This window comes from Streptomyces sp. NPDC046335 (assembly GCF_055587985.1).
The window spans coordinates 54,153-66,768 of record NZ_JBVJFF010000014.1 but is presented as its reverse complement, the minus strand read 5'-3'; the positions used below and the strand labels follow the sequence as shown (position 1 = coordinate 66,768).

General features: G+C 69.8%; 11 protein-coding genes and 2 pseudogenes. 6 read left to right on the top strand and 7 right to left on the bottom strand.

Annotated elements, in window-relative coordinates; translation table 11 throughout:
• Positions 1-14 precede the first annotated feature (14 nt).
• The gene (locus tag ACZ6JY_RS31325; RefSeq protein ID WP_469201240.1) at positions 15-710 is read right to left on the bottom strand and encodes an alpha/beta fold hydrolase; all 696 of its coding nucleotides are present in this window, start codon (positions 708-710) and stop codon (positions 15-17) included.
• A gap of 5 nt (positions 711-715) precedes the next feature.
• Entirely contained in the window at positions 716-1,855 is a 1,140-nt protein-coding gene (locus tag ACZ6JY_RS31320; protein WP_469201239.1) for a cupin domain-containing protein, read from the bottom strand.
• 226 nt (positions 1,856-2,081) lie between these two features.
• On the opposite strand from ACZ6JY_RS31320, the gene ACZ6JY_RS31315 reads away from it, so the two are divergent.
• Positions 2,082-3,080, top strand: coding sequence for a LacI family DNA-binding transcriptional regulator (locus tag ACZ6JY_RS31315; RefSeq protein ID WP_469201237.1), 999 nt, complete (start codon positions 2,082-2,084; stop codon positions 3,078-3,080).
• A gap of 4 nt (positions 3,081-3,084) precedes the next feature.
• On the opposite strand, the gene ACZ6JY_RS31310 is transcribed toward ACZ6JY_RS31315, so the two are convergent.
• The 3 genes from ACZ6JY_RS31310 to ACZ6JY_RS31300 form a co-directional block, all read right to left on the bottom strand.
• Positions 3,085-4,494, bottom strand: coding sequence for an amino acid permease (locus tag ACZ6JY_RS31310; RefSeq protein ID WP_469201235.1), 1,410 nt, complete (start codon positions 4,492-4,494; stop codon positions 3,085-3,087).
• Positions 4,495-4,627: 133 nt separating this feature from the next.
• Complete coding sequence (gene hisD, locus ACZ6JY_RS31305; protein WP_469201233.1) at positions 4,628-5,989, bottom strand: histidinol dehydrogenase; 1,362 nt, start codon at positions 5,987-5,989, stop codon at positions 4,628-4,630.
• 110 nt (positions 5,990-6,099) lie between these two features.
• Complete coding sequence (locus tag ACZ6JY_RS31300) at positions 6,100-7,011, bottom strand: LysR family transcriptional regulator (RefSeq protein WP_469201231.1); 912 nt, start codon at positions 7,009-7,011, stop codon at positions 6,100-6,102.
• Positions 7,012-7,133: 122 nt separating this feature from the next.
• On the opposite strand from ACZ6JY_RS31300, the gene ACZ6JY_RS31295 reads away from it, so the two are divergent.
• Together ACZ6JY_RS31295 and ACZ6JY_RS31290 are read left to right on the top strand one after the other, a co-directional pair.
• A complete protein-coding gene (locus tag ACZ6JY_RS31295) occupies positions 7,134-8,021 on the top strand; it encodes a carbon-nitrogen hydrolase family protein (RefSeq protein WP_469201229.1) in 888 nt (295 codons plus the stop codon).
• A gap of 220 nt (positions 8,022-8,241) precedes the next feature.
• A complete protein-coding gene (locus ACZ6JY_RS31290) occupies positions 8,242-8,607 on the top strand; it encodes a gamma-glutamylcyclotransferase family protein (RefSeq protein ID WP_469201227.1) in 366 nt (121 codons plus the stop codon).
• A gap of 317 nt (positions 8,608-8,924) precedes the next feature.
• On the opposite strand, the gene ACZ6JY_RS31285 is transcribed toward ACZ6JY_RS31290, so the two are convergent.
• Positions 8,925-9,695, bottom strand: a complete 771-nt coding sequence (locus tag ACZ6JY_RS31285; protein ID WP_469201226.1) for an aminoglycoside adenylyltransferase family protein — start codon at positions 9,693-9,695, stop codon at positions 8,925-8,927.
• Between the two features lie 425 nt (positions 9,696-10,120).
• Between ACZ6JY_RS31285 and ACZ6JY_RS31280 the strand changes: the two genes are divergently transcribed.
• On the top strand, positions 10,121-10,870 hold the full coding sequence (locus ACZ6JY_RS31280; RefSeq protein ID WP_469201224.1) for a class I SAM-dependent methyltransferase: 750 nt from the start codon (positions 10,121-10,123) through the stop codon (positions 10,868-10,870).
• 18 nt (positions 10,871-10,888) lie between these two features.
• Here the strand turns inward: ACZ6JY_RS31280 and ACZ6JY_RS31275 are convergent.
• Positions 10,889-11,173 (bottom strand): annotated as a pseudogene (locus ACZ6JY_RS31275) (transposase); the annotation flags it as partial.
• Between ACZ6JY_RS31275 and ACZ6JY_RS31270 the strand changes: the two are divergent.
• A pseudogene (locus ACZ6JY_RS31270) lies at positions 11,166-11,681 on the top strand (transposase); the annotation flags it as partial. The pseudogenes ACZ6JY_RS31275 and ACZ6JY_RS31270 overlap by 8 nt on opposite strands.
• A 143-nt stretch (positions 11,682-11,824) precedes the next feature.
• Positions 11,825-12,229 (top strand): hypothetical protein, encoded by a 405-nt coding sequence (locus ACZ6JY_RS31265; protein ID WP_469201222.1) that lies wholly within the window; start codon positions 11,825-11,827, stop codon positions 12,227-12,229.
• Positions 12,230-12,616: the final 387 nt, after the last annotated feature.

Here is a 12,616-nt window from a genome sequence, read left to right as displayed (position 1 = left end):
CGGGGGATGGGATCTCAGGCGGCGGTGACAGCGGCGACCAGGTCGCTCAGCGCCGCGCCCACGGCGTCCGGCCGCTGCCACGGCACCAGGTGGCCGGCGTCGGGAAGTTCGCGCAGGTGGGAGTGGGGCAGAGCCTCGGCGATGGCGTGGTGGAAGGCGGGCGGGCAGAGTGTGTCCCGGCTGCCGGCGAGGACGACGGAGGGGCAGCGCGCCGAGCGCAGCGCCGCGAGTGCGTCCTCGCGGGTGTGCTGGGCGGCGAGCTGGGCGCGGGCGGCATCGGGGCCCACCGCCTGAGCCATGCGGCGGTAGCGTTCGGCGTCCGCCACGGACCGGCGCCGGTCGGGGAACATGTCCGGCAGCGTGCGCTCGACCACCTCCGCGAACCGGCCGGCCGCGACGAGGGCATCCGATTCCCGCCAGGCCACGTGCTGTTCGGGGCGAGGGGCGGCGGCGTTCGTCGCCATCACGCACATTCCGGCCACGCGCTCAGGTGTCCGCCTCAGCACCTCGAACCCGACGATGGCGCCCAGGCTGAGCCCGACGAGCAGGAACGGCCCGTCCACCGCGGACAACACATCGTCCGCGAGCGCGCCGATGTTCGGCCGCCGCAGCGTGACGTGATGGACGGCGTGGCCCTCGGGGAAGGTGACGTCCGACCACAGGCCCGCGTCGCAGAGCATGCCGGGGACCACGACCAGGGGCAGCGGCACGCCGGTCACCAGCGGCGCGCGGAGCGGGGGAGCAGCGCGTACGGGGCGACGTACCCGTTGTGGTCCAGGCCCAGGCCCGCGTCGGCGGCGGCCTTGAGGACCTCCTCGTCCCACTCCAGACGGACCCGTCCGTCCCCGGAATTGACCACCAGGAGGTCGGCCTCCTCCTCGCCGACGTTGCGCAGCGTGCGCCAGGCGTCCTGCGGCACCGACAGCATGTCGCGCGGGCCCAGGCGCACCGAGACCGGGTCGGTGCGGTTGAGGGTGACCTCCCACAGGCCGTCCTTGACGATCAGCGTCTGCGTCTCCTGTTGCCGGTGCTGCGAGACACCCTGGCCGGGCGCGGCGCGCAGCCAGGCGACGTTGTGGCCGTGCGGGTTGAACACGCGCGGCTCCTGGTGCGGGTCCTCGGTCATGCCGTAGCCGATGACGCAGCTCAGGCGCGCGCCGCCGCCCGGCAGGCCGCTGTCGAGGAAGGGGTGCTCCGACCACACGAGCTCGTCGGCCGCGGCGATCCGGCGCTTCATCTCCTCGGTGCTGTAGTGGCGCAGCCGGTCGATGTGCTCCTGTGCCATCGGAGTGACCCGTTCGGACTCCGGCGGGAGGGCGTCCCCGGCGACGGTGTCGACGAGCTGGTTGTCGGCGCTGAGGTAGAGGCCGTGCTGTGCCGCCTCACGCAGGACCGAGGGGCCCCAGATGATGCCGCCGGTGCGGTCCATGCCGAGCACGGTGAACAGCCAGCCGTCGTCCGGTCCCGTGTTGGTGAAGCCGCGGAAGATCCAGGTGGGCACGGACACGATGTCGCCGGCCTTCAGGGGGAGTTCACCCTCGTTGCCGTCGGCACCCCAGCGCAGAAGGTACTCGCCGGCGGTGCAGATGAACACCTCGGCGGTGTAGTGCAGGTGCAGGTTGTTGGTGATGCCGTGCGGCATGGCGGCGGCACCGATGTTGTAGCCGTGCGGCAGCCGCAGGTTGACGTGCTGGCCGGAGGACTGCGAGACGCCCGGCCCGATCATGGCGTAGTTCTGCTTCCGGTCCGAGCCGGGCGTACGGCAGTCGATGAAGGCCTGGTTGCAGGAGACGAAGTCGCTGCGGCGCACCGTGCGGCGCTCGAGTTCGGGTATGGACACGACGGCATCGGACATGGGGGGCTCCCTGGTGGAAAGCAAGATTGGAATACGTATGCATTGCCATGACAGGCTCCCGGGGTGGGTCCTGTCAAGGGGCTCGAATCGAATTTCCCGGCAGTCGCCGGGTGAGCCGCGACCGAGGGCCACAGGGCAGACATACGTATTCGGCGCGGCGTACGTATACTGTCCGGGCCGCCGGTTCTGGTTCCGTGCGGTACGAGGTGTCGGCGAGGAGAGAGACATGGCGATCACGAGTCACGACGTGGCGAAACTCGCGGGTTTCTCGCAGCCCACGGTGTCCCGCGCCCTGCGTGACGACCCCCGTGTGTCGCAGGCCACCCGCGAGAAGATCAAGCGGGCCGCCCGGGCGCTCAACTACGTACCCAGCGAAGCGGGCCGCACTCTGTCGACCCGGGCCACCCACCGGGTCGGCGTCATCGTGACCGACATGACCAATCCGTTCTACCCGCACGTCGTCGCACCGCTCCACGACGAACTGCAACGGCTCGGCTACCGGATGATGCTGCTCACCGAGCGCTCCGACGAGGCGGTCGCCGAGGAGAAACTGCTGGACCAGTCACTCGACGGCGTCGTCCTCGCCACCGCCACCACCGATTCGCGTCTGCCCGCCCTGCTGGAGCGTCGCGGCATGCCGTACGTGTTCCTCAACCGGGACACCGGCCGGCCCGGCGACTTCGCCTCCGTCGTCGACAACGAAGGTGGCGGACGCCTTGCCGCGCGAGAGCTGGTCCGGCTCGGTCACCGCCGCATCGCGGGCATCTTCGGCGCGGCCAACACCACGACGGGGCGCGAGCGCGAGCTGGGCTTCCGGCTGGCCCTGGCCGACAGCGGCATAGGGCTGCCGGATGACCGCGTGGTGCGCGGCGCGTTCGAGTACGAGACCGGGTACGCGGCACTGCCCTCCCTCCTCAAGGCGGCCGAACCGCCCACCGCCGTCTTCTGCGGCAACGACGTGGTCGCCATCGGCGTGCTCAACGCCGCGCTCGCGGCGGGCGTCAAGGTGCCCGACGACCTCACCGTCATCGGCTTCGACGACCTGCCCATGGCGGCCTGGGAGGTGTTCCGCCTGACGACCGTCCGGCACGATCTGGATGAACTCGCCTGCCAGGCGGCCAGGTTGCTGGACAGACGGATCGTCGGCGAGGTCGACCCCGACGGCGAACGCCTCGTCCTGCCGACCGAGTTCGTCCCGAGAGCCACCCACGCCAAGGCACGCTGAACCGTCACGTCCCGGAGGCCGCGCGCACGGGCTCGGCGGCGGCGTCCTCGGGCGCCGCACCACGTCGCTGCCGCACCACACCCACGGTGGCCAGCACCGCGGCGAGCCCGAGAGAGAGCCACAACTCCTGCCGGTGGCCGGGCAGTACGGCCATCAGGACAAGCACCCCGGCGATGAACGCGATGGTGGCCAGCGTCAGAAAGGGAAAACCCCACATGCGTACATCGGTCGGCCGCTCGCCCTTGCGGCGCACGGCGTACTGCGTCAGTGCGATGACCATGTACATCATCAGCGCGATCGCCCCGCTGGAGGCGATGAGGTAGGAGAACACGTCCGGCAGCAGATAGTTGCCGATCACCGCGGCGATGCCGACGACCGTCGACGCGAGCACCGCGTTGCGGGGCACTCCGTGCCGCGAGGTCCGGGCGAAGGCGGCCGGGGCGTCACCGCGCCCGGCCAGCGAGAACAGCATCCGTGAAGCCGTGTAGACGGCGGAGTTGAGACAGCTGCACACGGCGACCACCAGCACCACGTCCATGATCCGGGCGGCGCCCGGGATGTTCATCCGGTCAAGGACCGCCTGATAGGACCCCGCCCCCAGATCGTCGGCGTTCCAGGGCACGAGGCAGACCACGACGAGGATCGAGCCGATGTAGAAGAGGCCCAGGCGCCACACCACCGCGCGTATCGCCTTCTTGATGTTCTTGCGCGGCTCCTCGGACTCCGCGGCCGCGATGGTGACGATCTCGCTGCCCTGGAAGCTGAACATCGCGGTGAGCAGACCGGCCAGGATCGCCGTGACACCTTGCGGGGCGAAGCCGCCGTGGCTCCACAGATTCGACACACCATGGGCGTCGGACCCGGGCAGCACCCCGAGCACCGCGAGCGCCCCGAGGACCAGGAACGCCACGATGGCGACGACCTTGATCAGCGAGAACCAGTACTCGAACTCGCCGTAGTTGCGCACGGCCAGCAGGTTGCTGCCGGTCAGCACGAGGATCACCGCGAGGGCCGGTATCCAGCTCGGGACCGAGGTGAGCCCCGCGACGACCTCCCCGGCCGCGATGGCCTCGATGGGGATGACGAGGATGTAGAACCACCAGTACAGATACCCGATGGAGAACCCGGCCCAGCGGCCCAGCGCCCGGTCCGCGTACGTGGAGAAGGAGCCCGTGTCGGGGTTGGCGACGGCCATCTCGCCGAGCATCTGCATGACGAGCACCACCAGGGCGGCGGCCAGCAGGAACGAGATGATCACGGCCGGGCCAGCGGTGGCCACGGCGGCCGACGAGCCGACGAAGAGACCGGCGCCGATCACCCCGCCGATGGAGATCATCGTGATCTGGCGGCCCTTCAGGCCCTGGGTGAGCGTCGCGCCCGCGGCGGGGGACGGCTCAGGAGGAGGGTGTTGCATGTGAGGATCCTTGGCTCGCGGACGAGGGGGAGCCACGCCGCGCCTGAACGGCACGCAGGGTCCCGGAAGAGGGGTGGGCCGGGGACGGGCGCCGATGACGACGCTGCCCCCGGCCCGGCGGTGAGAGGAGCGGTCAGAGCTGCTCGCGCAGCGCGGCCGGCACGTCGTCGAACGCGCCCGAGGTGCGGCCGATCCTGTCGATGCGCAGCGTCGCGGTCGCGCCGTGGGCCGCGAGGCCCTCGAAGGCGGAGATCCGCTCGACGGCCGGGGCGAGCGCCGCCGTGCCCTCCTTCGCGGCCCGCTGGTACGTCAGTGGCTTGAGGAACCGGGAGACCGACAGACCGGCGTTGTACCGCGCGGTCTTGCCCGTCGGCAGCACGTGGTTGGTGCCGGCGATGCCCTTGTCCGAGTACGCCACGGTGGACCACGGCCCGATGAACAGCGAACCGTAGTTGGAGAGGTTCTCCAGGTAGAAGTCGTCGTCCTCGGTGTGCACCTCAAGGTGCTCGGGGGCGATGACGTCCGCGACGGCGACAGCGGCGTCCCGGTCCTCGACCACGATGACGGAGCCGAAGTCACGCCAGGCCGGACCGGCGATGTCACGGGTGGCGAGGGAGGCGAGCTGGCGCTCCATCTCCGCGACGACGGCCCGCCCGGTCCCCTCGGACGTGGTGATCAGCGCGGCGGGGGAGTTGGGGCCGTGCTCGGCCTGGCCCAGCAGGTCGGCCGCCACCCACACCGGGTCGGCGCTCTCGTCGGCGATGACCGCGACCTCGGAGGGGCCGGCGAGCAGATCGATGCCGACCCGGCCGAACAGCTGCCGCTTGGCCTCGGTGACGAACGCGTTGCCCGCGCCGACCAGCATGTCCACCGGAGCCTCGCCCAGCAGACCGAAGGCCATCGCGCCGAGCGCCTGCACGCCGCCGAGGGCGAACACCCGGTCGGCACGGGACAGGTGGGCGCCGTACAGCACCGCGGGGTGGGCGCCGTGCTCACCGGACGGCGGTGTGCACGCCACCACCGTGGGCACACCGGCCGCCTTGGCGACGTTGACCGTCATGAACGCGCTGGCGAGCAGCGGGAACCGGCCGGCCGGAAGGTAGGCGCCGACGCGGGAGACCGGCACGTACCGCTGACCGCCCTTCACACCGGGGGCGAGCTCGACCTCGAAGTCCGTGAGGTGCTCGCGCTGCGCGGCGGCGAACCGGTGGGTGCGCTCGTAACCCATCTCCAGGGCGGTGCGGACGTCCGGGGGCAGGGCGTCCCCCGACTTCTTCAACTCGGTGGCGGGAACCTCCAGGCCGCCGGACCAGCCGTCCAGCTCCTGGGCGTAGGCGCGCACCGCGTCCATGCCCTTGTGCTCGATTTCCGTGAGCATCTCGGAGACGCGCTCGACCACCTTCGGGTCGCGCTGGGCGGGCGGGCCGTCGACGGAGGGCTTCTTGAGCCACTGGAGGGGAGGAAGGGCCTGGGCTTCGTCGTGCGTGATCTGCATGGCGAGGACGCTAGACGGGCTTCTGCCACAGGACTAGAGGGGCGAGTCCTGTCCCATCCACAGGGTTGTCCTGTGGAGCTGTGGCACTGTCCCGCCTCGCGGGATGCCCCTCACACGCCGCGTGCGACGCGGATCTCGCGCAGGGTGTCCTCGGCGATGCGGGCCATCTCACGGGTCGCGCGGGACAGCGGGTGTCCCCGGCGCCGCACCAGCGCGATGGTGTCGTAGAGAGGGTCGGCGAAGGGAGCCGTGTGCAGCCCCGCGGGGAACGCCGGACTGTCGACCACGGCACGGCTGGCGATCGTGTCGCCGACCCCGGTGGTCACCAGCTTCAGAGCGGCTTCCACGTGTTCGAGCTCGATCAGCGGGTCGACACGGACCCCCGCGAACTGGGCGCGTTCGGCGAGCTGCCGCCGCGTCGGGTCCTGCCAGCCGTAGTGCGCGTCGTACAGGACGAGGGATGCCCGGGCGAAGTCCTCGATGGTCACCGGCGTACGGGTGCGCTCCTCGCTCGCGCTGACGTAGTACACCTCGTCGCGCAGCAGGGGTGTCACCTGGAGTTCCTCGTCGTCGACGGGGAGCACGACCAGGCCCGCCTCGATGCGTCCCATCGCCACGGCGGCCGCGGTCTCCGCCGAGTTCTGCCCCACGAGCCGCACCCGCACCGACGGGTAGCGGGCGTGGAACAACTGCACCAGGTTGGACAGCAGGTAGTAGTCGGCGTTGCGCAGCACCCCGAAGGTGGCGGTACCACCGCCGAGCGAACCGAGGGAGTGCACGGCCCGGGTTCCGCTGTCGGCCGCCTCCACGGACTGCTGGGCGTAGGGCAGCAGCTCCTGCCCCGCCGAGGTCAGGGCGAGGGTGCGGGTGCCGCGCACGAACAGCTCGGCGTCCAGTTCCGCCTCCAGGCGGCGCACCAGCTCGGAGGCGGATGCCTGGGCGATGTCCATGGCCCGCGCCGCCGCGGTGAACGACCCGAGCCGCTCCGCTTCGACGAAGGCCCTCAGCTGGTTGAGGGTCATGCGGCCACAGGCTAGTCCTGTGCCTGCCGCAGGAAACAGGGGGGTTGTCCGCTGATCAGCGGGCTGATTGGCTGGTCATCGGCCCCCGTACACCGCTCCTGCCCGGAAGGTCCCGCCCCCCGATGACCAGCCCTCTGTCCATCTGTCTGGTCCAGTCGGCCGCGTACCATCACGCCGCGGACGACGGCCTGGACGCGTTCGCGGCGGACGTACGCCGCGTCATCCGCGCCCACCCGGGCGCCCGGCTGCTGGCCTACCCCGAGCTGCACCTGTGCGGCCACCGGCCGGACGAGGACCCGGCGACGGTCATGACGGCGGCCGCCGAGCCGCTGGACGGCCCCCGCGGCGCCCACCTGGCGGACCTCGCGCGCGAGACGGGTGTGTGGCTCGTGCCCGGCAGCGTCTACGAGCGCGGTGCCGACGGCCTGGTCTACAACACGGCGCCCGTGTACTCGCCCGAGGGCCGGCGCGTCGCCGCGTACCGGAAGATCTTCCCCTGGCTCCCGTACGAGACCACGGCGTCCGGCACGGAGTTCGTCGTCTTCGACATGGACGGGTACGGGCGCGTGGGCCTGTCCATCTGCTACGACGCCTGGTTCCCCGAGGTCACCCGGCACCTGGCCTGGCAGGGCGCCGACCTGGTCCTCAACCTCGTGCGCACACCGACCGTCGACCGCACCCAGGAACTCGTCCTCGCCCGGGCCAACGCGATCGTGAACCAGGTCGCCGTGGCCAGCGTCAACGCGGCGCGGCCCGACGGGATCGGCTGCAGCCTCGTCGTCGACCCCGAGGGCCGGGTGCGCGCCGAATCCGAGTCCGCCACGGACCAGATCGTCACGGATGTCCTCGACCTGGCCGAGGCCTGCCGGGTGCGCACCCATGGCACGGCGGGCCTGACACGGGTGTGGGACCCGTTCGCAGCCGGTCAGGCACCGCTCGAACTGCCCTTGTACGAGGGCCGGATCGACGCCGAGCGCTGGCGGCAGGCGCTCCCGGCCGACCACCGGTAGCACCACGACGGGTCTCGGCGGTCACTGTGTCCCTTGGCGGTCCACGATCACGTGGCACTAGCGGACACGCGCTCGGATTGATGGGCGTTCATTCAGATCACCGGCGATGCCTCCTGCAGCCCGGCGTCCAGGGTGATGGATGGAAGGTTGTAGGGCTCGCTGGCCTGAGCTTGCTAGCCTCGTAGGCGTCCTAGACGATACAAACCCAGGTGCCAACGACATGACCTTTCCAGCCCCCCACGCCCTTTTCACTTACGGGACGTTGCAGATGCGCGAGGTGCAGCTCGCACGCTTCGGCCGACTCCTGGAGGGGCGCCGCGACGCGCTGCCCGGATACCGCACCACGGAGCTTCGGATCACGGACCCTGACGTCATCGCGGTCAGCGGCACCGACCGGCACCTGCTGGTCATACCGTCGGACGACCCGAGTGACTCGGTCGAGGGCGCCGTGCTGGAACTGACCGACGAAGAACTGGCTGCAGCAGACGACTACGAGGTCGACGACTACGCGCGCGTCGAGGTGACTCTCGTGTCGGGCACGAAGGCGTGGGCGTACCTTGAATCCGCCCGAAGCGCCGTTTCGTAGCGGGTGGCAATGCCTCGGCACTGCTTGGGCGGTTGCTGCACCGCTCGACTCGACCACCAAACCGCATTTGGCCGTCGAGCAGGGTCAGAAACCTCTGTCGATCGTGGTGACGGCAGAGCAGCGTGGAGACTCGCCGCAGCTCGAACCGGTGCTGGAGAAGATTCGCGTGCCCCGCATCGGTCCGGGTCGGCCACGCGTTCGTCCCGGTCGGGTGCGGGCTGACAGGATGGAGTGCGGGATCAACCGCCTCAGGAGACACCGTGCTATAGCCCACGCGATACGACAAGCACGCCGTCCGCAGGGCTCGGGAGTGGTTCTTATGTCCGCTGGTTCCGGATGCTCAACCGGTCGATCTCGGCGAGCACGTGGTCCACATGCGGACGGACCTGTCGCTGCAACGTGTCGCTCCAGCTCTCCTGGGAGTAGTGGCAGTTGAGGTAGAGCTGCCTGGCGTGCTCGAGCACGGGGCGGTGCTCAGGGGGGAGCTGGGCGAGGGCCCAGTCGGCGGCAACGTCCTTCGGCCTGATCTGGCCGGTGGCGAGCGTGGTCCAGATACGTGCGAAGGTCAGCAGGACGTTGCGGGTGTCGCCATCCAGGTCGCCAAGCAAGTCGGGAATGCCAGCCACGCTTGCCCGGACCAAGTCGGAGTGCGGGACGGGGTCGAGGACCTGTGCCGGCCGCGGGCCAGCGAGGGGGAAGTCGCCAGTCAGCGTCATTGTGATCAGCAGGGCCAGATCGGGCGACGGCTCCGGCCGGGGAACCTTCCCGGCCTCGTACTCGGCGCGCAGCCACTCGCCGTACAGGAAGTCGCAGGCCGGAGGGTATCGCCATGGCTGCACCTCGGACTGGACGACCACGGTGAGCTCGACCGGGCGGGCCATGTTCCGGGAGCCGGAAATAGCGAGCAGGCCATCAAGAAGCGCCCGTCGCTCCCGCTCGTCCATCGACATCCGGGAAACGAGCAGTACGTCCACGTCGCTGGCTGGTTTCAGACCTCCGAGCACGGAAGATCCGTGAAGGTAGGCGCCCATGAGATTCTCGCGCAGCACACCACCGGTCAATTCCACGATGTCCTGAAGCTGATTCACCAGGCCAGTGTCTCCCGTCGTCCGGTCCGACTGCACGGCGTTATGGGGGGGGTGGCTCACAGTGCGCCGTCACACCAGCATGCTGGTCGCAACCGTCAATGGGTGACTGGCCCAGCCCGGATCGGACGCTCGACTGCCTTGTCGGCCGGGCGGACCGACGCATGGCGGCGGAGCGGGACTGTAACTCTCCTTGAGAGCCCTGTCGCCAGGTGAGGAAGGCGAACGCAAGCATGTGTCAGGGCCAGCCGCCACTTCTCGCGGTGCCCGGCCTCGGGCGGGGTGCGGGTGGCGTGGACGGACCACGATCGATGCGAGTGCTTGTTACCGCCGTTGGGCCGAGCAAGGACCCGCGCTGGCGTGCCCTCATCTCGGCTGCGCCGAAAGTGCGTTGACGTTCCTCGGACGGTGGTCAATCATCGCTGCTCATGCTTCAAAGTGAGATTTGGGATGACCAGGCCGCTCAGAGCTATGACACCCCTGGGACCGGCATGTTCGCACCGGAGGTGCTGGGGCCGACGGTGGACCGCCTGGTCGAGCTCACCGAGGATGGGCGGGCGTTGGAGTTCGCCATCGGGACCGGGCGGGTGGCAGTGCCGCTCGCGGAGCGGGGAGTTTCGGTCAGTGGCATCGAGCTGTCGAAGCCGATGATCGATCAGCTTCGTACCAAAGCCAACGAGACGGCCATCCCGGTCGTTGTCGGCGACATGGCCACTGCGCGAGCCCCTGGTGAGTTTCAGCTCGTCTACCTCGTCTACAACACCATCTCGAACTTGCTCACGCAGGCCGAGCAGGTCGCTTGTTTCCGAAACGCCGCACGCCACCTCGCGCCAGGCGGACGGTTCGTCGTCGAGCTGTGGGTACCCGAGGTTCGCAAGTTGCCGCCAGGTCAACAGGCCGTGGTCTGGGAGTCGGCCGCGGGCTATATCGGGCTCGACACCTACGACGTCTTGCGCCAGCAGGTCGTCTCGCACCACTTCCGGTTCGATGCCGAGGCCGGCCATGAGGCCCGGCTGTTTCGCAGCCCGCACCGTTACATCTGGCCGAGCGAACTTGACCTGATGGCCGAGCTGGCCGGAATGACGCTGGAGTCCAGGCATGCCGACTGGACCGGGGAGGAATTCACCGCAGATTCGCGTTCTCACGTCTCTGTCTACCGGACGGCCGACTCTCTCTGACCGGGGCGAGTCACCGATGCTGGCGGCCTGGTCCTTCTTCTCCGGGATGACCGCCTTGATATCGCGTTGCCGCAGGTGGGCCCGGTTGCCGCGTGACGAGTAGGCCTTGTCCCCGGCGACCGCGTCCGGCCGGGTGAGGGGGCGGCCGACGGGCCCGCGGACCCTGATTTCCTCAGTACGGGGATGACTGGGGCTGTCCGCGACCTGCCCGGCAGTCAGGCCGAACGCCAGCGGGCGGCACTTGCGGTCGGCGGTGAGGTGGACCTTGCGGGTCTGCCACCCTGGAGCGTTCGCCCTGCTCAAACGGCATGGCTGGAGCTGCCGGCTCCCTGCCCGCCGGGCCCTGGAACGCGATGAGACAGCAGCGGCCTGCTGGGTGAAGGAAACCTGGCCGCGCGTGGACTGATCGCGGCGGTGCTCGACGCCTGGCTCGTCTTTGAAGACGAGGCCGGCTTCTCGATGACGCCGCCGACCGCCCGCACCTGGTCCTGCCGCGGTCACACGCCGCTGGTGCGCGTACGGGGCCGCTCGCGCCGACGCTTGCCCGTTGCTGCTCTGGCTTGCTGCAAGCCGGCGAACGCTCCCGCCTGACCTACCGGCCCTGCCCGGATGCCCGGCCAGACCAGCTCGGCGGCCCGATCGTGCTGGTGTGGGACAACGTGAACATCCGTGTGACGGCCAGGATGCGCCGCTACATCGCCGAACGGGACTGTTTCACTGTCCACCGGCTGCCGCCCCACGCACCCGACTCAATCCGGTCGAGGGCATCTGGTCGGTACTGCCGTGCACCACCACGGCCAACCACGCCTTCGCCGATCCGCCCTGGGGCCGCACCCGTACGACCACGGGGGTGATCATCACACCAGCTGTCTTCAGTGAGCGGCCTGAGCCGCCGATGAGGGAGCTGAGCCTGTGACTGTTCCGGGCCGAACTCCCGATCAGCAAAGAGGAACAATGACTACCAACGCATGCCGCACCGTGAGCGTCGTGGCCCCGTTCGTTGTGGCCCTGGCTGCCTTGACCGCGCCGGCGTATGCCGCTGCCGATCCCGGCCACAGCGGGCCGACCTGCCAGGCCATCGACTCCTTCGCCCCCAACAAGTACGAGGAGCACACCGTCGTCCTCTCCGATGGTCACGCCTACGCCGGTGCCTGGGACAAGAAGGCGAAGAACATCAGGTGGCAGGAACTGTCCGACAACAAGGGTTACCCCGCACTCGCCTGTGACATCACCCTCAGCGAGCAGGGAGACAAGGTCTGGATCAAGGCCATCACCACCGACGGCAAGGTGTACGAGACCTCCTGCGTCAGCCCGGGCAAGAAGCTGATCTGCGGCAAGCCCTGGACCCGCCTCCACTGAGGCGCCCACACCCGCCGGTAGTGCCGTTTCGAAGAGTGCCGCTGGGCTCGAGCTTTTTCCTGGCCTGGCAACGGTTCGGTGCCTCCTGTGGCGTCGCCGCAGCGGTCGCGTTCGGTCGGGTCCTCGGCGGCTGCGGCGGTGCGTGGCGCTGTCGCACGGGCGGCGGCCGGTGCGTCGCGCCGAGCCTCCATGGTGGCGACGCCGCGCTGGGGCAGCGGTGCAGCGGCGCGGCGTGGAGTCCGGCCGCTCGGCGTGCGTGGGCGCCTGTGCTTGTCGGGGGAGGCCTGAAGGGTTGCGGGACCGCCACCGAGGGGGGGGGGGGGGGGGCGGCCGACCCAGAGGGGGGGAAGAGGTATTGGGTGTGGTTTTTTCCCTGGTTCCCCGCAG